The sequence below is a fragment of the Bradyrhizobium sp. CIAT3101 genome (assembly GCF_029714945.1).
Taxonomy (GTDB): domain Bacteria; phylum Pseudomonadota; class Alphaproteobacteria; order Rhizobiales; family Xanthobacteraceae; genus Bradyrhizobium.
Map to the genome: position 1 here is coordinate 6452923 of NZ_CP121634.1, position 22640 is coordinate 6475562.

At 64.3% G+C, this 22640-nt stretch carries 19 protein-coding genes; 6 read left to right on the forward strand and 13 right to left on the reverse strand.

Translation table 11 applies throughout. From position 1 onward, the window contains the following. Positions 1–97 precede the first annotated feature (97 nt). From QA645_RS30405 to ltnD, 6 genes are all read right to left on the reverse strand, one after another. Positions 98–1294 carry an efflux RND transporter periplasmic adaptor subunit gene (locus tag QA645_RS30405; protein WP_254130028.1) on the reverse strand — a complete coding sequence of 399 codons (1197 nt, stop codon included), beginning with the start codon at positions 1292–1294 and terminating at the stop codon, positions 98–100. Continuing rightward, a complete protein-coding gene (locus tag QA645_RS30410; protein ID WP_283045024.1) occupies positions 1281–4460 on the reverse strand; it encodes an efflux RND transporter permease subunit in 3180 nt (1059 codons plus the stop codon). Before QA645_RS30410 ends, QA645_RS30405 begins: the two co-directional genes overlap by 14 nt. 241 nt (positions 4461–4701) lie before the next feature. Continuing rightward, positions 4702–6393 (reverse strand): methyl-accepting chemotaxis protein, encoded by a 1692-nt coding sequence (locus QA645_RS30415; protein WP_283045025.1) that lies wholly within the window; start codon positions 6391–6393, stop codon positions 4702–4704. 161 nt (positions 6394–6554) lie between these two features. Then, the gene (otnK, locus tag QA645_RS30420) at positions 6555–7844 is read right to left on the reverse strand and encodes a 3-oxo-tetronate kinase (protein WP_283045026.1); all 1290 of its coding nucleotides are present in this window, start codon (positions 7842–7844) and stop codon (positions 6555–6557) included. After that, positions 7841–8623, reverse strand: coding sequence for a 2-oxo-tetronate isomerase (gene otnI, locus QA645_RS30425; protein WP_283045027.1), 783 nt, complete (start codon positions 8621–8623; stop codon positions 7841–7843). Before otnI ends, otnK begins: the two co-directional genes overlap by 4 nt. 12 nt (positions 8624–8635) lie before the next feature. Then, positions 8636–9553: an L-threonate dehydrogenase gene (ltnD, locus tag QA645_RS30430; protein WP_283045028.1), complete on the reverse strand. Its 918-nt coding sequence runs from the start codon at positions 9551–9553 to the stop codon at positions 8636–8638. A gap of 116 nt (positions 9554–9669) precedes the next feature. Between ltnD and QA645_RS30435 the strand changes: the two genes are divergently transcribed. Then, positions 9670–10356, forward strand: coding sequence for an aldolase (locus tag QA645_RS30435; RefSeq protein WP_283045029.1), 687 nt, complete (start codon positions 9670–9672; stop codon positions 10354–10356). 177 nt (positions 10357–10533) lie between these two features. On the opposite strand, the gene QA645_RS30440 is transcribed toward QA645_RS30435, so the two are convergent. From QA645_RS30440 to QA645_RS30465, 6 genes are all read right to left on the reverse strand, one after another. After that, positions 10534–11238, reverse strand: a complete 705-nt coding sequence (locus tag QA645_RS30440; RefSeq protein ID WP_254130021.1) for an ABC transporter ATP-binding protein — start codon at positions 11236–11238, stop codon at positions 10534–10536. Then, the gene (locus QA645_RS30445) at positions 11222–11953 is read right to left on the reverse strand and encodes an ABC transporter ATP-binding protein (protein ID WP_254130020.1); all 732 of its coding nucleotides are present in this window, start codon (positions 11951–11953) and stop codon (positions 11222–11224) included. Before QA645_RS30445 ends, QA645_RS30440 begins: the two co-directional genes overlap by 17 nt. After that, positions 11950–12933: a branched-chain amino acid ABC transporter permease gene (locus QA645_RS30450; RefSeq protein WP_254130019.1), complete on the reverse strand. Its 984-nt coding sequence runs from the start codon at positions 12931–12933 to the stop codon at positions 11950–11952. Before QA645_RS30450 ends, QA645_RS30445 begins: the two co-directional genes overlap by 4 nt. Further along, positions 12933–13766: a branched-chain amino acid ABC transporter permease gene (locus QA645_RS30455; RefSeq protein ID WP_254135326.1), complete on the reverse strand. Its 834-nt coding sequence runs from the start codon at positions 13764–13766 to the stop codon at positions 12933–12935. Before QA645_RS30455 ends, QA645_RS30450 begins: the two co-directional genes overlap by 1 nt. 196 nt (positions 13767–13962) lie before the next feature. Beyond that, a complete protein-coding gene (locus QA645_RS30460; RefSeq protein WP_254130018.1) occupies positions 13963–15207 on the reverse strand; it encodes an ABC transporter substrate-binding protein in 1245 nt (414 codons plus the stop codon). Positions 15208–15299: 92 nt separating this feature from the next. Next, positions 15300–16115, reverse strand: a complete 816-nt coding sequence (locus QA645_RS30465; RefSeq protein ID WP_254130017.1) for a putative hydro-lyase — start codon at positions 16113–16115, stop codon at positions 15300–15302. A 119-nt stretch (positions 16116–16234) separates the two neighbouring features. On the opposite strand from QA645_RS30465, the gene QA645_RS30470 reads away from it, so the two are divergent. The 4 genes from QA645_RS30470 to QA645_RS30485 are packed head-to-tail and all read left to right on the forward strand — an operon-like array spanning position 16235 to position 20443. Continuing rightward, positions 16235–17152, forward strand: coding sequence for a LysR family transcriptional regulator (locus QA645_RS30470; RefSeq protein WP_148774422.1), 918 nt, complete (start codon positions 16235–16237; stop codon positions 17150–17152). Between the two features lie 31 nt (positions 17153–17183). Beyond that, positions 17184–18434, forward strand: a complete 1251-nt coding sequence (locus QA645_RS30475; RefSeq protein WP_283045030.1) for a Zn-dependent hydrolase — start codon at positions 17184–17186, stop codon at positions 18432–18434. Positions 18435–18446: 12 nt separating this feature from the next. Further along, entirely contained in the window at positions 18447–19358 is a 912-nt protein-coding gene (locus tag QA645_RS30480; protein WP_254192668.1) for an NAD(P)-dependent oxidoreductase, read from the forward strand. Between the two features lie 11 nt (positions 19359–19369). Further along, positions 19370–20443, forward strand: coding sequence for a malate/lactate/ureidoglycolate dehydrogenase (locus QA645_RS30485; RefSeq protein ID WP_254192667.1), 1074 nt, complete (start codon positions 19370–19372; stop codon positions 20441–20443). A gap of 184 nt (positions 20444–20627) precedes the next feature. Here the strand turns inward: QA645_RS30485 and QA645_RS30490 are convergent, their stop codons facing one another. Beyond that, positions 20628–21701, reverse strand: coding sequence for a tartrate dehydrogenase (locus QA645_RS30490; protein WP_254192666.1), 1074 nt, complete (start codon positions 21699–21701; stop codon positions 20628–20630). 156 nt (positions 21702–21857) lie between these two features. On the opposite strand from QA645_RS30490, the gene QA645_RS30495 reads away from it, so the two are divergent. Beyond that, entirely contained in the window at positions 21858–22634 is a 777-nt protein-coding gene (locus tag QA645_RS30495) for an SDR family oxidoreductase (protein WP_283045031.1), read from the forward strand. The last annotated feature ends 6 nt before the right edge of the window (positions 22635–22640 follow it).

Consider the following 22640-nt stretch of genomic DNA (forward strand, 5'->3'; position numbering starts at 1 on the left):
GGGACCCAGAAAGCCACACGGTACAGTGAGGAGATATGGGCCCCGGCTCAGCAGCGCACCACTTCGTGCTGCGCTGCGTCCGGGGCACGAGACTGCCCTAGCTCTTCGGTGCCTGCTTCTCCGACGCGGTTGCCGGCTTGCCGCCGGCGCCAACCACACGCACCTGGTCCCCGTCGGACAAACCATCCGGCGGAGCGGTGATGACGCGGTCGTCGGGCGCAATCCCCGAGGCAAGCTCGATCTCCTTGCCGAGATCGCGGGCGATGGTCACGGTCTTGAACTGCACCTTGTCGTCCGCACCGACGGTCGCGACGCGCAGGCCGCTGCCGTTGAAGATCAGCGCGCTGGCGGGAATGCTGAGCGGCGCGGAATCGCGCTGGAGGCTCAGCTTCACGCTGGCATAGCCGCCGGGCATCAATTCTCCGCTCGAATTGTCCAGGCCGAGCTGCATGCGCGTGGTGCCCGAGGCGACGTCGACAGCCTGCGAGGAGGCCTCCACCGTGGCCTGGAAGGTTCGGTTCGGATATTCCGGCAGCGAGATGGTGGCCTTGGCGCCGATCTTGATCGCCGGCACGTAGTTCTGGGGAACGCTGACATAGACACGCAGCTTGGTGATGTCGGAGACCACGAACATCGCCGGTCCCGAACCGCCGCCCGCGTTGATCAGCGCACCGACGTCGGTGTCGCGTGCCGTGACCACGCCGTCGAACGGCACGGTGATCTTCTTGTAGCCGGCAAGCGCCTCGAGCCGCTCGACATTGGCCTGGCCGGAATGGACCGCGGCGTTCTTGTTGGAGAGATCGGCGGTGCGCTCGTCGATCTCCTGCGCCGAGACGAAGTTGGAGGCGACCAGCGTCTTGCGCCGGTTCAGGGTTGCTTCCGACAGCCTTGCGCTGGCCTGCTGGCTGGCGAGGTCGGCGCGGGCCTGCAAGAGTTGCTGGTCGAGGTCGGGCGCCTCGATCTCGGCGATCACCTGGCCGGCCTTGACGCGGGCGCCGATGTCGGCGCTCCAGCTTTTGAGATAGCCGGACACGCGCGCGAAGATCGGCGCGCGGTAATAGGCCTCGAGCCGGCCCGGCAGGTCGATGGTGGAATTGAGCGCCTTGGCGTTGGGCAAGGTCACCGCAACGCTCGGAACGGCCTGGTCGTCGGTCCATTCCTTCAGCTTGGAGCTCTGGTCCTCGCGGGCCCGAATGCCGGTGCCGACCACGAGGCCAGCCGCAATCAGCGCCACCACGCTGAAAATGCCCAGTTTCCGGTGCGACACCGGGGAGCGGGGTTCAGTGGGCGACATGCGGAGTCTCCAATGGGGCGGCGGCTTTGGCGCCTTGTTTCTTGTGTACCATACTGAACACCACGGGAACAAACATCAGCGTGGCGAAAGTTGCGAAAATCAGCCCGCCGATCACGGCGCGGCCAAGTGGCGCATTCTGCTCGCCACCCTCGCCCAGCCCCAAGGCCATCGGCGCCATGCCAATGATCATGGCGAGCGCGGTCATCAGCACCGGGCGGAACCGGACGAAGCCGGCTTCCAGCGCGGCCGCGATGGGGTCGCCGAGTTCCTCATAGCGTTCGCGGGCGAAGGAGATGACCAGCACGCTGTTCGCCGTGGCCACGCCCATGCACATGATGGCGCCGGTCAGGGCCGGTACGGACAGCGTGGTCTGGGTCGTGAACAGCATCCAGACGATGCCGGCGAGCGCGGCCGGCAGCGCTGTGATGATCACGAACGGATCGGACCAGGACTGGAAGTTCACGACGATCAGGAAGTAGATCAGCACGACGGCGCCGAGCAGGCCGAACAGAAGACCGGTGAAGGCGCTGTTCATGGTCTGCACCTGACCAAGCAATGCCACGGAGGAGCCCTTCGGCACCTCCTTGGCGGTGTCGGCAATGGCCTGGCGGATGTCGGTCGCGACCGCGCCGAGATCGCGGCCCGACGTCGTGGCAAAGATCTGCACGAGGTTTTGAATGTCGTACTGCGACACCACCGCGCTCGAGGTTGCACGCTTGATGTCGGCGATGCCGCCGAGGATCGGCGATTGCGAGGCGCCAGCGGCGGTAATCGGCAGCGTCTGCAACGCGCTGAGCGAGTCGATTTGATATTGCGGCGTCTGCATCACGATCGAATAGGACACGCCGTTGTCAGGGTTGAGATAGTAGGTCGGCGCGACCTGTGAGGAGCCGGCGAGATTGACCACGAGACTGTTGGTCACGTCGCGTTCGGTCAGGCCGACATATTGCGCGCGGGTGCGATCGACATCGATGTTGAAGGTCGGCAGGTTCGGCGATTGCTGGATGCGTGCATCGGCAATGCCCGGAATCCGGCGGACCCTGGCGAGCAATTTGTTGGCGTAGGCAAAGTTGGCGTCGAGATTGGCGCCGCGGATCTGCAGGTCGATCGGCGCCGGCGCGCCGAAATTCAGGATCTGGCTGACGATGTCGGCCGGCAGGAAGGCGAAGCTGACGCCCGGGAACAGCCGTGGCAGCTGCTCGCGCAGCACCTTCACATGCTCTTCGGTCGGCTTGTGACCTTCCTTCAGCTTGATCTGGATGTCTCCGTCCTGCGGACCGATCACGCCGGTGTTGTTGTAGGTCATGTTGATGCCGGAGATCGGCATGCCGATGTTGTCGGTCATGGTCTCGATCTCGCCGGGAACGAGCTTGCGCACCGCCTTCTGCACATCCGCGAGCTGGTTGGCGGCTTCCTCGACGCGCGTGCCGACCTGGGTGCGCACGTGCATCAGGATGTTGCCGGCATCGACAGCAGGGAAGAAATTGCGTCCCAGGAACGGCACCAGCGCGAAGGACGCACCGACGACGCAGAGGAATCCGATCACGAACACTGCACGATGCGCCAGCGCCACGCCGAGCAGGCCGCGGTAACCACCGCGAATACGTTCGAACCGCGCCTCGAAGCCGCGCTGGAACCAGACCAGCGGATTGCGCGACTTCGGCGGCTCGCCCTCGTGATGGACGTGTGCCTGCAGCAGATAGTTCGCCATGGTCGGCACCAGCGTGCGCGACAGGATGAACGACCAGATCATCGCGAACATCACCGCCTCGGCCATCGGCACGAACAGGAAGCGCGCGACGCCGGTGAGGAAGAACATCGGCACGAACACGATGCAGATACAGAGCAGCGAGACGAAGGCCGGCGTCACGATCTGGTTGGCGCCGTCGAGAATCGACTGCTCGACCGGCTTGCCCTGCTCCAGATGGTAATTGATGTTCTCGATGGTCACCGTGGCGTCGTCGACGAGAATGCCGACCGCGAGCGCGAGACCGCCGAGCGTCATGATGTTGAGCGTTTCGCCGATCGCCGACAGCATGACGATGGCGCCGAGCACGGACAGCGGGATCGAAACCGCGATGATGACGGTCGAACGCCAGCTACCGAGGAACAGCAGGATCATGACGCTGGTGAGCAGCGCCGCAATCACGCCCTCGAAGGCGACGCCTTGAATCGCGCCGCGCACGAACACCGACTGGTCGCCGATGAAGCCGATCTTGAGCGCGTCTGGCAGCTGATCCTTGACGTCAATGACCTTCTGCTTGATGCCGGCGATGATATCGAGCGTCGAGGTCGCGCCCGCCTTCAGCACCATCATCAGCACCGAACGGTTGCCGTCGACGTGGACGATGTTGGTCTGCGGCGGATTGCCGTCGCGCACGGTGGCGACGTCACGCACATAGACCATGGCGCCGTTGACGGTCTTGATCGGCAGATTGCCGAGCTCATCGATCTTGAGCGGCGAGTTGTTGAGCTGGATGCTGTACTCGAAGCTGCCGATCTTCTGGGTGCCGACCGGCGTGATCAGGTTCTGGGCCGCAAGCGCATTGGCGACGTCCTGGCCGGACAGGCCACGGGCCTGCAGCGCGGTCGGGTCGAGGTCGATCTGGACCTGGCGCTGCTTGCCGCCAAAGGGATAGGGAATCGCCGCGCCGGGCACGGTGACCAGCGGGGTACGCAGATTGTTGATGCCGATGTCGGCGAGGTTCTGCTCGGTCAGGCCATCGCCCGACAGCGCCACCTGGATGATCGGCACGGTCGAGGCGGAGTAGTTCAGGATCAAGGGCGGCGTCGCGCCCGGTGGCATCTGCTTCAGCAGCGTCTGCGAGATCGCGGTGACCTGCGCATTGGCGGTGCGGATGTCGACATTGGGCTGGAAGAAGATCTTGATGATGCCAAAGCCGTTATAGGAGTTGGCGGTGATGTGCTCGATATCGTTGACCGTCGTCGTCAGCGCCCGCTGGAATGGCGTGGTGATGCGTCCGGACATCTGGTCGGGCGGCAGGCCGGTATACTGCCAGACCACGCCGATCACGGGGATGCGGATATCCGGAAAGATATCGGTCGGCGTCCGCAGCGCTGCGAGCGGCCCGATGATCAGAAGCAGGAGCGCCAGCACGACAAACGTGTAGGGCCGGCTCAGGGCAATACGAACCAGAGCAATCATTCGTCAGGTAATTCCAAAACGGGGGTCAGGGAACACGCCCCACGGGTTCCTCGGGTGATTTACCCGAACACCGCCGAAATGGCTAATGGCGGCGCGTCACGCGCGGTCACTTCCCTGCTATCGCCTAGCGAAATCGCATTCCAGATATGCAACCCCCGCCCGGAAGATTACAGAGACGGCTCTCACCCACAAAAAAGCGGCGCCCAAAGGCGCCGCTTTCAGAACGACATCGTCTTTAGGCTTAGGCCGCGCGGACGTTGGTCAGAAACTTGCTGACTTCCGTCTTCAACCGGGCCGAGTCGTTGGACAGCATCTGTGCGGCAGAGAGCACCTGCGAGGAGGCGGTGCCGGTCTCGGTGGCTCCGCGCTGCACGTCGGTGATGTTGGACGAGACCTGCTGGGTGCCCTGGGCCGCCTGCTGGACGTTGCGGGCGATTTCCTGGGTCGCCGCGCCCTGCTCTTCCACTGCGGCGGCGATCGCCGAGGAGATTTCCGAGAGACGCTCGATGGTCGAGGAGATCTCCTTGATCGCGCCGACCGAGTCGTTGGTGGCCGCCTGGATGCCGGAGATCTGCTGGCCGATCTCGCCGGTCGCCTTGGCGGTCTGCTCGGCGAGCGCCTTCACTTCGGAGGCGACCACCGCGAAGCCGCGGCCGGCCTCACCGGCGCGCGCCGCTTCGATCGTCGCGTTCAGCGCCAGCAGGTTGGTCTGGCCGGCGATGGTGTTGATCAGCTCGACGACGTCGCCGATGCGGGACGCAGCCTTGGAGAGCTCGCTGACGCGGTCGGTGGTGGCACGGGCCTGGCCGACGGCGTCGCCCGCCATCCGCGCCGATTCCTGCACCTGGCGGCTGATCTCGCCGACCGAGGAGGCCATCTCTTCGGTGGCGGAAGCCACCGACTGGACATTGGTGGATGCTTCTTCCGAGGCGGCGGCAACGGTGGTCGCCATCCGCTGCGAGCGGTCGGCGCTCGAGGTCAGCGTCGAGGCGGAAGCTTCGAGCTGGGTCGAGGCCGACGAGACGGTCTGCACGATCTCGCCGATCATCGTTTCGAAGTCGCGGGTGATGCCGTCGACGCGGCGGCCGCGCTCGATCTTGGCCTCGGCGTCGGCCGTGGCAGCTTCGTCCGCAGCCTTCTTGGCGATCAGAGCCTCCTTGAAGACCTGGAGCACGTCGGCCATCGAGCCGATCTCGGTCTTCTCGCCGCGATGCGGGACTTCAGCGGAGAGATCGCCGCGGCCCAGCGCCTGCATCGGCTGGATGATCGAATTGATGCCCGCGGAAACGTCCTGGACCAGGTAGAAGCTGACGCCGATGCCGATGATGACGGCAGCACCGAGGATGATCGAGACCAGCATGAAGGCGTAATAGTAGCTGTCGGCGGCATCCTTTGCAGCCTGATCACCGCCCTGAGTATTGAGCTCGATGTCCTTGGTCAGCACCTCATCTGACGCAAGGCCGATCTTGTTGACCGTCTTGGTGTTCAACTCCTGGGCTTCATGCGGGATCTTGCCGGCCTCCTTGCGCGACAGCGCGAAGACCTCTTCGGTACCCTTCTTGTAATCATCCCAGAGCTTGGCCCATTCGTTGTACAGCCTCCGCTCCTCCGGGGAGGTGATCATCGGCTCGTAGCTCTTACGGGACTTGCCGAGCGCCTCCATTACAGTGCCGGCGGTCTTCTCGTTGGCGAGCTTGTCTTCCAGGGTCTCGGCCAGCATGTGCTGGCGGACCACGTTGCGATAGGTGATGACGCTCGCCCGGATCTCGCCGAGCACCCGCACGCTCGGCAGCCAGCTCGTGGTGATGTCCGTTGTATTGGCATTCATCGACCGCATCTTCATGACGGCGAGCAGGCCCATGCCGGTCATCGCAACCAGCAGGAACGCCACGACACTGATGATCTTGGCGCGGATGGAGATGGTGGCGAGCATAATCGGGTCTCTTTGCGTTGGCGCGGCGGCGCGTCGAATGGATCAACCAAAAGCGGCGGCGCCGACATCCAACAACAAAGCGACTGAGCAGTTGTTAACTACGACTCCGTACGAGTACGGAACCTTAAAGAAGTGAATGAGCGACTAAAAATGCTCTGCGCTCAGCGCATGAGCCTAATCGCGTCCGCAAAAAACTCCGGCCCGCCGAAATTACCGGACTTCAACGCGAGCAGCATGTCACCGGCCGCAGCGCCCACCGCGCGCAGCACCGGGACGCCCGCGGCGATCTCTGCCCCTACGAGAAATCCGGGAATCTTCAGCCGATCGACGACCGCCCCTGATGTCTCACCACCTGCGACGATCAGTCGCCGCACGCCTGATTTCACTAGGCTTTCGGCGATATCGGCCATCGTCTGCTCGATCGCATGGCCTGCGGCATCGCGGCCGTGCCGCGCCTGGAGCGCAGCGACGTCGGCCGGCGTCGCGCTCGATGCAATCAGCACGGGCCCCTGAGCCAATCGCTCCTTCGCCCAGTCCAGCGCGCGCTGCGTTTCGTTTGTGCCCGTAAGAATACGGTCGGGGTCGAGACGAAGCACCGGCATGACGCGTTCGGCGTTGGCGATCTGCTGCAGGGTGGCCTGCGAGCAGCTTCCCGCGAGGCACGCCACCTGCCCACCAACGGCGGCGCCCTGCTCGCTGCCGGTAGCGGCCGACTTGACCTTGCCGGTCGATACCAGCGCACGGGCGAGCCCGAGGCCGATCCCGGAGGCACCGACCGACAGCCGGTGCTCCGCGGCGACAAGGCCGATGGTCTCGAGATCGCGGTCGAACACCGCGTCGACGATCGCGGCGCCGATGCCCTTGCCCGATGATTCGGCAAGCCTGGCCTGCACGGCCTCCGCCCCCCGCGACAGCGTCGCGAGATCGACGAGACCGATCTGCGTCTTGCTCTGGCGCGCCAACACGCGGACCAGGTTGGAATCATGCATCGGGTTGAGCGGATGGTCCTTGAGCGGGCTCTCGTTCAGCGGCACGGCGCCAACGAACAGATTGCCCTGGTAGACGGTGCGGCCGGTCTCGGGGAAAGCCGGCGTCACCAGCACGACGGCCGCACCGCAATCGGCGCGCAGCGCATCCATCACCGGGCCGATATTGCCTGCATCCGTCGAATCGAAGGTCGAGCAGATCTTGAACAGCACGTGGCCCGCGCCGCGACCACGCAGCCATGTCTCGGCCGCGCGCGAGCGCGACACTGCAAGCCCCGCCTCGATCGAGCGGCTCTTCAGCGACACCACGACCGCGTCCACGTCGGGTAGCTTCAGATCGTCCGCGGGCACGCCGATGGTCTGCACCGTGCGCAAACCGGCGCGCGTCAGCGTGTTGGCGAGATCGGAGGCGCCGGTATAGTCGTCGGCGATGCAGCCAAGGGAAATCTTCGCTGCAAGTGTCACGGCTTCACTCCCGCATAGGGCTTGAACCAGGCGAGCCCATCGGTGGTCTGGCCCCGCGGATTGTATTCGCAGCCGACGAAGCCGGCATAACCGAGCCGATCGAGCTCTTCGAACAGGAACGGATAATTGAGCTCCTCGCCGTCGGGCTCATTGCGCGAGGGAATGCTGGCGATCTGGATGTGGCCGATGATCGGCATCATCTCGCGCAGCCGCATGGTGACATCGCCATGGATGATCCCGCAATGATAGATGTCGAACTGCAGTTTCAGGTTGGGAAGCCGCAACTCCTGGATCAGGTCGCGCGCAAAGCCGAAATCATTGAGGAAATAGCCCGGCACATTGCGGGAATTGATCGGCTCGAGCACGATGTCGATGCCATGCGGCGCGAAGAATTCCGCAGCCCACGCCACCGATTTGTAGAAGGCCTCGATCGCGACCCGTTCGCCACGGTTGGCGATGCCCGCCATCAGATGCAGCCGCTTGACGCCGGTCGCCTTGGCGTAAGGCAGCGCCGTCTCCAGGCTCGCCTTGAGATCGGCAAAGCGCGCCGGCAGCGCGGCAAAACCTTTCTCGCCGGCATTCCAGTCGCCCGGCGGCAGGTTGAACAGTGCCTGTGTCAAACCGTTGCGCTTGAGCCGCTCGCCGATCGCTTCGACCGGATGCTCATAGGGAAAGAGAAACTCGACAGCAGTGAAGCCGGCCTGGGCGGCGGCATCGAAGCGGTCGAGGAACGGCACCTCGGTGAACATCATCGAGAGGTTGGCGGCGAAACGGGGCATTGGAATCCTCTTCTACTTGTCGCCGGGAAGTTTGACGCCGGTGACCTGCGCATACATTCGCGCCACCGACGCATCGTCGTCACGCCCCATGCCGGCGGCTGATGTCATCAGGAACATCTGGAGGGCTGCGGCGGAAACCGGAACCGGGAATCTGGCGCTGCGCGCCATGTCCTGGATGATGCCGAGATCCTTGACGAAGATCTCCACCGCGCTACGCGGCGTGTAGTCGCCGTCGAGCACGTGCGGCATGCGGTTCTCGAACATCCAGGAATTGCCGGCGGACGCGGTGATCACCTCGTAGACCTTGCGGATGTCGAGCCCCTGCTTGGCGGCGAACGCCATCGCTTCGCTCGCGGCAGCGATATGCACGCCGGCCAGCAGCTGGTTGATCATCTTGAACGCGGCGCCCTGCCCCGCGGCATCGCCGAGTTCGTAGAGCTTTGCCGCCATGGCATCGAGCGCGGGACGCGCCTTTGCAAAGGCAGCCGGACTGCCGGAAGCGAGGATCGTCAGTTCGCCCTCGGCGGCGCGCTGCGCACCGCCGGAGATGGGCGCATCCAGGTAATTCCGGCCGGTCGCTTCCAGCTGTTTTGCCAGGCGCCGCGCCACGTCGGGATCCATGGTCGCGGAGGAGATGAAGACGGCATCCTTCGGCAGGGTCTCGGCGACGCCGTCCTTGCCGAACAGGATCGCTTCGGTCTGCGCGGCGTTGACGACCACGCTGACGACGATGTCCGCAGCCCTAGCCGCCTGGGCCGGCGTTGTGGCGCCCGCGCCCCCGTCCTTCACAAACCGCGCGACCGCATCGGCCGAAACGTCGCAGCCGGTCACCGTATGGCCGGCGCGTTTCAGCGAGGTCGCCATGCCGTACCCCATCGAGCCGAGCCCGATGACGGCGATGCGCTGATTTTGTGAGGTGGAGGCGGACATGCAACTAACCCTTCGACTTATTCTTGCGAACGTTTCCCGGAGGGCCGCCTTTGCGGCGGCTCGTGATCTCGAATAACACGGCTTGGCCGCGCTGCCAAAGCGTGAGACAAGCGGGCATGACGGCCATGAGAACTGAAACCGGCAACGAGACAAGACTGCGTGAGGATATCTGCCGCTTCGGACGGTCCCTGTTCGAGCGCGGCCTGACACCGGGCTCCTCCGGCAATATCAGTGTCAGGCTGGACGGCGGCGGCTGGCTGGTGACGCCGACCAACGCCTCGCTCGGCTTCCTTGATCCGGCAAAGCTGTCGCGGCTGGATGGGCAGGGCCGGCTCACGTCCGGCGATGCGCCGACCAAGGAAGTTCCGCTGCATACCGCACTCTACGATACGCGCGGGAGCGCGCGGGCGATCGTGCATCTGCACTCCACCCATTCGGTCGCGCTCTCGATGCTGCCCGAGATCGACCCGCGCGCCGCGCTGCCGCCGATGACCGCCTATTATCTGATGAAATGCGGCGCCACCGCGCTCGTGCCCTATTACCGCCCCGGCGATCCGGCGGTTGCGGATGCGATCAAGGGACTGGCCGGGAAATATTCATCCGTGCTGCTCGCCAATCACGGCCCGGTGGTCGCCGGGGACACGCTCGAAGCGGCGGTGTTCGCGACCGAGGAGCTGGAGGAGACGGCGAAGCTCTATCTGCTGCTGCGCGGGATGAACCCGCGCTATCTTTCGCCAGAGCAGGTGAAGGATCTGGTGAAGGTGTTCGGGGTGACGCTGCCGGAGCACGGGCACGAGCATTAGTGCGTGCCGTCGGAGGCGATAGTATCGCACCACACACCACTGTCATTCCCCGCGAAGGCTGGGAATCCAGTACGCCGCGGCCTCTCGATTGACCACCGCTCTCGGAGTACTGGATCGCCCGATCAAGTCGGGCGATGACATCGAGTGTGTTGCGCGAGCGAGCCCCACACTCCGCCGCTACAGCCCCAGATACGCCTTCCGCACGTCCGGATTGCCCCTGATCTCCGCCGCCGGCCCCTGCATCAGCACGCGACCGGTTTGCAGGATGTAGGCGCGGTCGGCAATTTCCAGACATTCGGCCATACGCTGTTCGACGATCAGCACGGTCATGCCGGAGTCGCGGATCAGCTTCACCGCCTGAAAAATCTCGTCGACCAGTTTCGGCATGATGCCCTGCGAGGGCTCGTCCAGCATCAAGAGCCGCGGGCGCGTCATCAGCGCGCGGCCGATCGCGAGCATCTGCTGCTCGCCGCCGGACAGCGTTTCAGCGCGTTGATCGAGGCGCTCGGACAAGCGCGGGAATAGCTTGAAGACGAGATCGAGCGGTGCTTCGCGATCCGCTTCGCCACGATAGAGATAGCTGCCGAGGCGAAGGTTGTCGCGCACCGACAGGCGCGGAAACAGACGGCGGTTCTCCGGCACGTAGGCAATACCGGTGGCGGTGACGTGATGCTGCGCCATGCCATCGAGGCGCTTGCCGTCGAACGTTACGGAGCCCGAACGCGGACGCTCGGCACCGGCAATCGTCTTGAGCAGGGTCGACTTGCCCGCGCCGTTGGCGCCGGCGACGCAGACGATCTCGCCCTTCTGGACCTCGATCGAGACCGCGGAGATCGCAACCAGACCCTGATAGGCGGTCGTGACTTCATGCACCGACAGCATGACGATCTCCCAGATATGCCTTGATCACCTTGGGATCGCGGACCACGTCGGCGGGCTTGCCCTCGACCAGAACCTTGCCGAGATCGAGCACGATGGCGCGATCGACCAGCGGCATCACGATCTCCATGACATGCTCGACCATCAGAACGGTGATGCCGGCGTCGCGGACTTTCCGCACCAGCGCCACACCGGTCTGCGCCTCGGTCGGGGTGAGGCCGGTGAGGACCTCGTCGAGCAGCAGCAGTTTCGGTTCGGTCGCGAGCGCACGGGCAACCTCGAGGCGGCGCTTCTCGGCCGGCACGAGGTCGCTTGCGAGCACGTCGGCGCGGGCGGCAAGGCCGGTGAACTCCAGCACCTCATGCGCTTTGCGGCGCGCCTCGCGCATCACGGTGTTGCGCACCAAGGCGCCGACGATGACGTTGTCGATCACCGTCATGGTCTCGAAGCTCTTGACGACCTGGAAGGTGCGTCCGACGCCGCGCTGACAGCGCTCGGCTGCCGGCATCTTCGTCACGTCCTCGCCGTCGAACCAGATCGAGCCTTGCGTCGGCGGCAGGACGCCGGCGATCAGATTGAACAGCGTCGATTTGCCTGCACCGTTCGGACCGATCAGCCCGACGATTTCGCCGCGGCCGACCGAGATCGACACGTCGCTGTTGGCGACGAGGCCGCCGAAGCGCTGCCAGACGCCGCGGGTTTCAAGGAGCGCGGTCATCGCGTGGCTCCTTTTGCTTTTGAACGGGAGAATAGGCTGACCAGGCCTTGCGGCAAGGCCAGCGAGATCGCCACGATCAGCGCGCCATAGACGATGAGGTCGACGCCGCGACCGGAGCCGCCGATATAGGAGCGCGTCAGCTCCGTCATCGGGATCAGGATGACCGCCCCGAGCACGGGACCCCAGAGGGTGCCGATGCCCCCGAGCACGGCCGGCAGCGCCATCAGCAGCGAGAACTGGAAGCCCATGACGCTCTCGGGATCGATATAGGCGAGGAACTGCGCGTAGAAGGCGCCTCCGACAGCAACCAGGAACGCAGAGACCGCTGCCGCACCCATTTTGGAGTTGAACACGACGACGCCCAGGCTCTCGGCCGCTTCCGGATTGTCCTTCACCGCGCGCCACCAAAAACCCCATTTGGAGTCTTCAAGCCACCAGGTGACGAACCAGGCGAGGCAGCAAAGCGCCAACGCGAAATAGAAATACGGCAGCTTGCTGCGCATGAACTGGAATTTCAGCCAGCTGTCGCCGCGCACGGGAATGGTGATGCCCATCGCAGCCCCCGCCCATTCCCAGTTCTGGAACAGCAGCAACCCGATCTCCGCGATGACGATGGTCGCGATCACGAAGTAATGGCCGCGCAGCCGAAAGAAGGGATAACCGAGCCCCATCGCGATGAGCGCCGCGATCGTACCGCCGGCGAGCATGCCGAACCAGGGCAGCACGCCGAACTTGGTGAACAGAAGCTCGGTGGTGTAGGCGCCGATGCCGAAATAGAGAGCGTGGCCTAGCGAGATCTGTCCGCAATAGCCGGAGAGGATGTTCCAGCTCTGCGACAGCGCCGCATACATCAAGGTCAGGACCAGGATGTTCTGGACGTAGACATTCTTGACGAACAGCGGCGCGAGCGCGGCCAGTGCGGTCAGCACTGCGGCAATGATGAGATCGCGGCGACGCCGCGCGGCAAAATTCTTGTCCATCACATCGACCCGAACAGGCCACGCGGCCGGATGAAGACAACGAGCAGGTACACCGCGTAGATGCCGACCGACTTCAGCGAAGGCGGCAGCATCAGCGCGGTCACCGCTTCGACCAGGCCGACAATGATGCCGCCGGCAAAGGCACCGAACACACTGCCAAAGCCGCCAAGCGCCACCGTGACATAGGCAATCAGCGCAAAGGACGCGCCGACGTCGGGATAGATGTAGAAGAACACCGCCATGATCGCGCCCGCGAGACCGACAAGCGCAGCGCCCAGGCCCCAACCGAACGCGAACACGCGGTTCTTGTCGATACCGACGAGCGCGACCGCACCGGGATCCTCACGGGTGGCTTCCAGCGCGCGGCCGAAATCGGTGCGGTGGATGAAGAAGTAGAGGCCGGCAAAGGCGAGAATCGAGACCAGCGCACCGACCAGCTGCGGCTCGGGGAGGAAAATGCCTGCAATCGAGACGGTTTTGCCGCCGAGCCAGGATTGCGGAATGCTGCGATAGTCCGGCGTGAAGAACAGCTGGGCCAGTCCGCGCATCACGATGGCCAGGCCGAAGGTGGTGAAGATCTGCACCATGCCGGCATTGGCCTTGGCCCGCATGGCGAAGCGTACAATCAACAGGTAGACCACTGCTCCGAACACGAACATCGCCGCCGCGACCAGCGGCGCCGAGAGCAAGGGATCGATGGCGAAGAACGCGAACAGGAAGAAGGATGCGTACATCGCGATCATCAGGAACTCGCCATGGGCGAAGTTCGTGACGTCCATCAGGCCGAAGATCAGCGCGAGGCCGACGGCGATCAGTCCGTAGAGCAGGCCCATCAGCAGGCCGCTTGCGAGACTTTGGACAATTGTTTCGACTGTCAGCAACTTGTCCCCCAGAAAAAGCCCTCACCCCGAGGGGCGTCATCGAACGCGTTTCGCAACGACGGGCCGCCCTCGCCTGTGCCGACGCGGGCTCCGTTTTACTCCGCAGGATCAGGATCGGGAGCTAACGTCCACGCTCCCGATGCAGTCCTCACTTCATCGGCCAGACAGCTTCGGCGACCGCCGCCTGCGACGGGAACACGGTGACGAACTTGCCGCCGATATATTGCAGCAGCACCGGGTCGGCGTCGTTGTTCTGGCCCATGTCGTCGAACTTGACCCGCTTCCAGGGCATGATGGTCTGTTCGCCCGGAATGTCGGTCGCAGCCATCGCGTCGCGGATCTTCTCGCCGTCGGTCGACTTGGCGCGGTTGATGGCGTCGGCAATCACGATCATCGCCATGAACTGGCGCGAGGTGTTGTCGTTGAGGTCCTTGCCCGATTTCGCCTTGAACAGATCGTTGATCTTGCCGACCATCGGCCGCTTGGCGGCAAGATCGAGCGAGAAGCTGCCGCGGGTGATCGCACCTTCGAGCTTGTCGCCGACGGCGTCGTATAGCGCCTTTTCGGAGAAGCCGGCTGCCTGGGCCAGGATCGCGTTCGGCTTGTAGCCGAGCTCCGCCATCGTCTTGACCAGCAGGATGCCGTCCGTGGTGTAGCTCGAGGGCATCAGCACATCGGCATTGGCGGCCTTGAGCTGCTGGACCTCGGCAGACAAGGACGGCGAGTTGGCGCGGTACTTGATGTCGGCGACGATCTTGTAGCCGCGCTCGGTCGCGAGCTTGGTCTGGGCGTTGGCAGAGTCGGTGCCGAAGATCGTGTCTTCGTGGAACAGCGCCAGCGTGTCGGCCTTGACGCCCTTCTTCTTCATCGAGTCGAGGAAATCGAACATCCCGGCCGAGAACATCTCGTCATGCGGCGAGGCGCGGAAATAGTACTTCAGTCCGCGTCGGTGCAGGCTCGGCGAGGAATTGTCCGCCGACAGGAACGGGATCTGGTAGCGCTCGCAGATCTGGCTGACCGTGACCGCGACCGCGCTCTGATAGGAGCCGAGCACCGCGCAGACTTTCTCCTGGGTGATCAGTCGCTCGGCTTCGGCGCGTCCCTTTTGCGGGTCGCCCTGGTGGTCGGCATACACCATGCGGATCTTGGCGCCGCCGAGACCCGGCAAACCGACGCCCTTTGCCAGCGGAAGATCGAAGTCCTGGTCGTTGTTGATGATGTCGATCGCGGTCTCGAACGCGCGTTGCGCGTCGACGCCGACCTGGGCGCCGGCGCCCGACAGGGGATAGGTCGCGCCGATCACCACCTCAGAGGTTTGCGCGCGCGCGGCTAGCGGCAACAGCGCGGCAGCGGCGGTGGCTCCGAGCAGAACGTCGCGGCGAGTGATCGTCATAGGCAAAGTCCCCTGTTATCCGAATTTTGCGCGTATCGAATGAAACGATTGGCAAACTGCGTAAAGCCCGAAGAAGCAGCAAACGCTGCCTACTAAATCACGGCCATGTTTCTGTTCTTCAGATCGGTCACCAGCATCAGGCCGGGCGAATGCGTAATCGCGAACGGGACCTTGGCGGCATTGATCACCGATTGCGGCGTCACGCCGCAGGCCCAGAACACCGGAATCTCGTCATCGGCAACAGGTACGGGATCACCATAGTCGGGCTTGGCGATGTCCTTGATACCGATCAGATGCGGATGGCCGAGATGCACGGGCGCGCCGTGCACGGCGGGATAGCGCGACGTGATCTGCACCGCGCGGATCGCATCCGCCGGCTTGAACGGGCGCATCGACACCACCATCGGACCTGCGAACGGGCCGGCCTCACCGCAGGCGATGTTGGTGCGGTACATCGGCACCCGCACGTTCTGCTCGATGTGGCGGATCGGCATGCCCTCGTCGAGGAGTGCCTCTTCGAACGAGAAGGAGCAGCCGAGCACGAAGGTCACGAGGTCGTCGCGCCAATGCTTCGTCACGTCGGTCGGCTCGTCGACGACTTCGCCGTCGCGCCAGACACGGTAGCGCGGCACGTCGGTACGAATGTCGAGATCGGCGCCAAGGGCGGGGATGTACGGGCTGCCGACATCGGACATGCCGATGATCGGGCACGGCTTGGGATTGAGCTGGCAGAAGCGGTGGAAGGCGCCGGCATATTCCGCCGGCAGGATCGCCAGATTGCCCTGGACGAAGCCGGGGGCGACCCCCGCGGTGGAACCGACCTCGCCGCCACGATAGGCCAGCCGCGCCTGGCGGCTCGGGAGGGCGTCGGGTGTTTCAGTTTGCTGCGCTGCCACCAAAACAGTCATGTGATTGACCTGCCTATAAACTCGACAAAGACAGCCAACACCAAGCGTGCTATAAAGTCTAATCTTCCTTTCTAATCAATATCGATAAATATAATTTATCGATTGGGAAAATCCTTCCGATGCTGGACTTCAGGTCGATCGAAACCTTCCTTTGGGTTGTGAAGCTCGGCAGCTTTCGCGGCGCCGCGGCACGGCTGAATACGACCCAGCCTGCGATCTCCCAGCGCATCGCCCAGCTCGAGCGCGAGATGGGCGTCAAGCTCCTCAACCGCGACCATCGCGTGGCCTCGCCCACCCCGAGCGGCCGGCAGATGATGGTCTATGCGGAAAAGCTGATCGGCCTGCGCGCCCAGATGATGGCCGAGATCGGCGATCGATCGGCGATGCGCGGTGTGATGCGGCTCGGCGTCGCCGAGACCATCGTGCACACTTGGCTGCCGCGGCTGGTGAAGAGCATGAACCAGATCTATCCCAACCTGTCGCTGGAGATCGAGGTCGACATCACGCCGAACCTCACCGCGCGCCTGCTCGCGCAGGAGATCGAACTGGCCTTCGTGGTCGGACCGCTGTCGGCCTCGGGCGTGCACAACCGCGTGCTGGCCGATTATCCGATCGGCTTTCTCGCAAGCCCGTCGCTCGGGCTCGGACACGGCCCGGTGACGCCCGCCGATCTCGCGCGGTTTCCGATCATCACCTTTCCGCGCAAGACCAGGCCCTACGAGGTCGTGCGCGAGGTGTTCGACCGGCCCGACTTGCCGCCGATCCGTCTCCACGCCTCTGCCTCGCTTGCGACCGTGATCCACATGGCGGTGGAAGGCCTCGGCATCGCCGTGATCCCCGATGCCATCGTCGAGAACGAGCTCGCCGATGGCCGGCTGCAGTTGCTCGACACCGACCTGGAGATCGCGCCGCTGACGTTTACGGCAAGCTGGCTCGCCTCGCCCGACGTCGTCGCGGTGGAGCGCGTCGCCGAGCTTGCATGTCAGATTGCGCAGAGCAGCCTCGCGGTTGACGCGCCCGCGCTGGCGCGTCATTGAAAAAGGCGCCGGACAAACGAGAGACTGACGCATGAGCCGAGCCGCGACGAACCTGCAAATCGATTCCGCCCGCCTCTGGGGCTCCATTCACGAGACCGCGCAATTCGGCGGGACGGCCAAGGGCGGTGTACGGCGGCTGACGCTGAGCAGCGAAGACAAGCAGGTTCGCGACTGGTTCCGAAAGGCCTGTGAGGACGCGGGCCTCGAGGTGCATGTCGATGCGCTCGGCTCGCAGTTCGGCCTCCGCAAGGGCCGCGACATGTCGAAGCTGCCCGTCGGCATCGGCTCGCATCTCGACACCCAGCCGACCGGCGGCAAATATGACGGCATTCTCGGCACGCTCGGCGCGCTCGAGGTGATCCGCACGCTGAACGATGCCGGCATCGAGACCGAGGCGCCGATCTGCGTCGTCAACTGGACCAACGAGGAAGGCTCGCGCTTCGCGCCGGCGATGATGGCGTCCGCAGCCTACGTCGGCGATTTCACCACCGACGACATTCTCTCACGCAAGGATATCGAGGGCACGACGGTCGGCCAGGCGCTCGACAGCATCGGCTATCGCGGCGACAAGCCGGTCGGCTTCCAGAAGCTCGGCTGCTTCGTCGAGCTCCACATCGAACAGGGCCCGATCCTGGAAGCCGAGGGCAAGACCATCGGCGTGGTTGATTCCGGCCAGGGCGTGTTGTGGTACGACGGCAAGATCTCCGGCTTCGAGAGCCATGCGGGATCGACGCCGATGCCGCTGCGGCGCGATGCGCTGGCGACGCTGTCCGAGATCGTGCTGGCGATGGAAGCCATCGCCAGGAGGCACGGGCCGAACGCGGTCGGCACCATCGGCGAGGCCGTGATCGCGAATCCCTCGCGCAACGTCATTCCCGGCGAGATCGCCTTCACCATGGATTGCCGCAGCGCAGACGGCGCGATCATGGATGCGCTCGATCGCGACCTGCGTGCCGCGATCGCGGAGATCGCCGCGCGCCGCAAGGTCGATGTCAAGATCGATCTCGTCTGGCGCAAGCCGCCGACCCATTTCGATCCCAAGCTGATTGCGGCGGTCGAGAATGCGGCCAAGACGCTCGGCTACTCCTCCCGCCGTATCACCTCCGGGGCCGGCCACGATGCCTGCAACCTCAACACCGTCATGCCGGCGGCGATGGTGTTCGTGCCCTGCAAGGACGGCATCAGTCACAACGAGCTCGAAGACGCCACGCAGCCCGACTGCGCTGCCGGCACCAACGTGCTGATGCACACCGTGCTGGCGATCGCCGGCGTCGCATCCTGATCGGAGACAGACATGCGCGGAGTTTTCGTCGACGCCAATGAAGCGCTCGCCGTGATCATGGAGCGGCTGGAGAAGCCCGGCGACCCCAAGGTGCGGATTCACCGGGACCCCGATATCAAGCCCGAGCAATATCCTGAGATCCTCGACGGCGCCGAGATCGCGATCGTGGACCACACGGCGCTGCCAACCGAGGTCGCGAAGAAGTGCGCAGGCCTCAAGCACGTCGTATTCCTCGGCACCGGCGCGCGCAGCTACATGAACCCGGAGGAGCTCGCCGAGCTCGGCATCTCCGTGCATCTGATCAAGGGCTATGGCGATACGGCCGTCGCTGAGTCGGCGATCGCGCTGATGTGGTCCTCCGCGCGCGTCATCGCGATGATGGACCGCGAGATGCGCGCCGGTAACTGGCTGCGCGAGGACGGCATGCAGCTCACCGGCAAGACGCTGGGCCTGATCGGCTTCGGCGGTATCGCCGCCGAAGTCGCGCGCATCGCGTCCGGCAGCGGCATGAAGGTGATCGCGTGGAACCGCTCGCCGAAGACCCATCCCGGCATCGAGTTCACCGATCTCGACACGTTGCTGGCGCGGAGCGACGTGGTGTCGCTGCACCTGCTGCTCAACGACGAGACGCGCGGCATGATCACGCGCGAAAAGATCGCGAAGATGAAACCGGGCGTCGTCTTCATCAACACCGCGCGCGGCGCCATCGTCGACGAACAGGCGATGATCGATGCGTTGAAGTCGGGCCACATCCGCCATGCCGGCCTCGACGTCTTCAACATCGAGCCGCTGCCCGCGGATCATCCACTGACCAAGATTCCGAACGTGACGCTGTCGGCGCATTCGGCGTTTCGCACGCCGGAAGCCAGCGAAAACCTGATTGAGGCGGCATGGGTCCATTGCCGCCGGATCGTGAAAGGATAAGAGCAACAACAATGGCCGACTATCGCACCATCAAGGCAGAGCCGCTTACCAACGCCATCCGCGCCATCGTCAAGGCCGGGGGCTCCTCCGACCGTGAAGCCGAACTCGTATCCACCAATCTCGTCGAGGCCAACCTCAAGGGACATGATTCCCACGGCGTCGGCATGATCCCGCGTTATGTCTCGAGCGTCGTCAACGGCGGCCTGGCGGTGAATGCTCACGTCAAGACCGTGCTCGACACCGGTCCGCTTCTCACCCTCGACGGTCTCACCGGCTACGGCCAGGTGATCGGCCATGAAGCGATGGAGCTGGCGGCAGAACGCGCCAAGCGCAACGGCGTCTGCCTCGTCGGCCTTTCCAACGCGCACCACATCGGCCGCATCGGCCACTGGGCCGAGCAGTGCATCGACCATGGGCTGGTTTCGATCCATTTCGTCAACGTGATCTCGCGCCCGATCGTGGCGCCCTGGGGCGGCAGCGATCCGCGCCACGGCACCAACCCGTTCTGTGTCGGCATCCCGCGCCGGGGCAAGGAGCCGATCGTGCTCGACTTCGCCACCAGCCGGATCGCGCAGGGCAAGACCCGCGTCGCCCACAACAAGGGCGTCGAACTCGAGCCCGGCACCATCATCGACAATGAAGGCAAGCCCACCGTCAATCCGCGCTACACCGTGATCCCGCCGTATGGCGCCATCCTGCCGTTCGGCGAGCACAAGGGTTCGGGGCTCGCGCTGGTGTGCGAAATCCTCGGCGGCGCGCTCTCCGGCGGGCAGGTGGTCAAGGGCCCGTCCGACGGCAAGTACAACGTGCTCAACGGCATGCTCTCGATCGTCATTGATCCGGGCAAGCTCGGCACAGGCGAGAACCTGGCAAGTGAAGTCGAGAGTTTTGTTGCCTGGCACACCGGCTCGCCTCCCGGCCCCGGCGTCGAGAAAGTGAAGATTGCCGGCGAGCCCGAGCGCGAGACCAAGAAGAAGCGCCTTGCCGAAGGCATTCCGGTCGATCCGACCACTTGGCAGGAAATTTTGGAAGCCGGGAAGAAGTTCGGGCTGGATCAGGCGGCGATCGAGAAGATCGCGGGCTGAACGAGAACGAAGCCACCACAAACGGTGTCGTCCCGGACAAGCGAAGCGCAGATCCGGGACCCATACGCCGCAGCAGGCGTTTGACGAAGACAGGCAATGACCTTCTCGCGCAGCAACAGCGGCAGCGGCGTATGGGTCCCGGCTTTCGCCGGGACGACACCGTGATCTGTTGCGCGAACGTGCCTTAGTCCACCATATCCGCGACGGCCTTGCCGCACGCCGTGGTGTCGGCATTGCCGCCGAGGTCCTTGGTACGCAGCGTGCGTTCGGCCAGCGTGCGCTCGATCGCATCGACGATCGACTTGCCGGCAACCTTCTCGCCGAGATGATCCAGCATCATCGCGCCCGACCAGATCGCACCGATCGGGTTCGCGATGCCCTGCCCTGCGATGTCGGGCGCCGAGCCGTGCACCGGCTCGAACACCGAGGGGAAATCGCCCTCGGGATTGATGTTGCCCGATGGCGCGATGCCGATCGTGCCGGTGCAGGCGGGGCCCAGATCGGACAGGATGTCGCCGAACAGGTTGGAGCCGACCACGACGTCGAACCAGTCCGGATGCAGCACGAAGTTCGCGGTGAGAATGTCGATGTGGTACTTGTCCCACTTCACGCCCGGAAACTTCTTGGCCATCGCCTCCACGCGCTCATCCCAATAGGGCATGGTGATGGAGATGCCGTTGGACTTGGTCGCCGAGGTCAGGTGCTTCTTCGGCCGCGACTGCGCGAGCTCGAAGGCGAACTTCAGGATGCGATCGACGCCGGTGCGGGTCATCACCGTCTGCTGCGTCACGAACTCGCGGTCGGTGTCGGGGAACATGCGTCCGCCGACGGAGGAATATTCGCCTTCGGTGTTCTCGCGCACCACCCAGAAATCGATGTCACCGGGCTTGCGATTGGCCAGCGGCGACGGCACGCCGGGCATCAGCCGCACCGGGCGCAGGTTCACATATTGATCGAACTCGCGACGGAACTTGATCAGCGAGCCCCACAGCGAGACGTGATCCGGAATCTTGGCGGGCCAGCCGACCGCGCCGAAATAGATCGCGTCGTGCTTGCCGATCTTTTCCTTCCAATCATCCGGCATCATCTGCCCGTGCTTCTCGTAATAATCCCAGGACGAGAAGTCGAAATGATCGAAATGCAGGGACACGCCGTGCTTCTTGGCCGCCGTCTCCAAAACGCGCAGGCCCTCGGGCATCACTTCCTTGCCGATGCCATCGCCGGGGATGACTGCGATCCGGTATTGTTTCTTGCTCATCGAGAACGTCCCTTTTTGGTCCGGCAGCCGCCGTCTTTTTGACCGCACTGCAATGGACCAAACTCGGCGGCAGTGCAACGCTGCACTGCAATGTTGACCATGGCGCAGCCGACCGCCTACTGATTTCATTCAGTTCCCACCGAGCGAGTACACTCCATGGATCTGCATCTGCGTGGCAAGCGCGTCCTGATCACGGGCGCGTCCAAGGGCATCGGCGCAGCCGCCGCCGAGGCGTTTGCCGAGGAAGGCGCTCATCTCCTGCTCGCCGCCCGCAACGGCGATCAGCTCAAGGCGCTGGCTGACCGGCTGCGCTCGGCGCACCAGATCGACGCTGCGACCAGCATCGTGGATTTGCGCAAGGCCGACGACATCGCCCGGCTCGCCAAGGAAGCTGCCGATATCGACGTGCTCGTCAACAATGCCGGCGACATCCCCGGCGGCTCGATCGACAAGATCGATGAAGCCACCTGGCGCCACGCCTGGGAATTGAAAGTGTTCGGCTACATCAACCTGACGCGGCAGATCTACGCGCAGATGAAGGCCAAAGGCGGCGGCGTCATCGTCAACGACATCGGCGCGGCCGGTGAAAAATTCGACGCCAATTATATCTGCGGCAGCGCCGGCAATGCCGCGCTGATGGCTTTCACCCGCGCGCTCGGCGGCAAGAGCCTCGCCGACAACATCCGCGTGGTCGGCATCAATCCCGGCCCCGTCGGCACCGACCGCCACGTCACACTGCTGAAGACGCGGGCAAAGCACCAGTTCGGCGATGAGAACCGTTACAAGGAATTCCAGAAGGGCCTGCCGCTGGGCCGCCCCGCGCATGCGCGCGAGATCGGCGACCTCATGGCCTTCCTCGCGTCGGATCGCGCCGGCTACACATCCGGCGTGATCTACACGGTCGACGGCGGTATCAGCGCCGGATGGGGTTAGACTTTT

Excerpts from the sequence above, each read along its gene's own strand:
- QA645_RS30405 (WP_254130028.1), bottom strand. The coding sequence starts at position 1,294 with ATGTCGCCCACTGAACCCCGCTCCCCGGTGTCGCACCGGAAACTGGGC.
- QA645_RS30410 (WP_283045024.1), bottom strand. The coding sequence starts at position 4,460 with ATGATTGCTCTGGTTCGTATTGCCCTGAGCCGGCCCTACACGTTTGTC.
- QA645_RS30415 (WP_283045025.1), bottom strand. The coding sequence starts at position 6,393 with ATGCTCGCCACCATCTCCATCCGCGCCAAGATCATCAGTGTCGTGGCG.
- otnI (WP_283045027.1), bottom strand. The coding sequence starts at position 8,623 with ATGCCCCGTTTCGCCGCCAACCTCTCGATGATGTTCACCGAGGTGCCG.
- ltnD (WP_283045028.1), bottom strand. The coding sequence starts at position 9,553 with ATGTCCGCCTCCACCTCACAAAATCAGCGCATCGCCGTCATCGGGCTC.
- QA645_RS30435 (WP_283045029.1), top strand. The coding sequence starts at position 9,670 with ATGACGGCCATGAGAACTGAAACCGGCAACGAGACAAGACTGCGTGAG.
- QA645_RS30440 (WP_254130021.1), bottom strand. The coding sequence starts at position 11,238 with ATGCTGTCGGTGCATGAAGTCACGACCGCCTATCAGGGTCTGGTTGCG.
- QA645_RS30445 (WP_254130020.1), bottom strand. The coding sequence starts at position 11,953 with ATGACCGCGCTCCTTGAAACCCGCGGCGTCTGGCAGCGCTTCGGCGGC.
- QA645_RS30450 (WP_254130019.1), bottom strand. The coding sequence starts at position 12,933 with ATGGACAAGAATTTTGCCGCGCGGCGTCGCCGCGATCTCATCATTGCC.
- QA645_RS30455 (WP_254135326.1), bottom strand. The coding sequence starts at position 13,766 with ATGGGCCTGCTCTACGGACTGATCGCCGTCGGCCTCGCGCTGATCTTC.
- QA645_RS30460 (WP_254130018.1), bottom strand. The coding sequence starts at position 15,207 with ATGACGATCACTCGCCGCGACGTTCTGCTCGGAGCCACCGCCGCTGCC.
- QA645_RS30465 (WP_254130017.1), bottom strand. The coding sequence starts at position 16,115 with ATGACTGTTTTGGTGGCAGCGCAGCAAACTGAAACACCCGACGCCCTC.
- QA645_RS30470 (WP_148774422.1), top strand. The coding sequence starts at position 16,235 with ATGCTGGACTTCAGGTCGATCGAAACCTTCCTTTGGGTTGTGAAGCTC.
- QA645_RS30475 (WP_283045030.1), top strand. The coding sequence starts at position 17,184 with ATGAGCCGAGCCGCGACGAACCTGCAAATCGATTCCGCCCGCCTCTGG.
- QA645_RS30480 (WP_254192668.1), top strand. The coding sequence starts at position 18,447 with ATGCGCGGAGTTTTCGTCGACGCCAATGAAGCGCTCGCCGTGATCATG.
- QA645_RS30485 (WP_254192667.1), top strand. The coding sequence starts at position 19,370 with ATGGCCGACTATCGCACCATCAAGGCAGAGCCGCTTACCAACGCCATC.
- QA645_RS30490 (WP_254192666.1), bottom strand. The coding sequence starts at position 21,701 with ATGAGCAAGAAACAATACCGGATCGCAGTCATCCCCGGCGATGGCATC.
- QA645_RS30495 (WP_283045031.1), top strand. The coding sequence starts at position 21,858 with ATGGATCTGCATCTGCGTGGCAAGCGCGTCCTGATCACGGGCGCGTCC.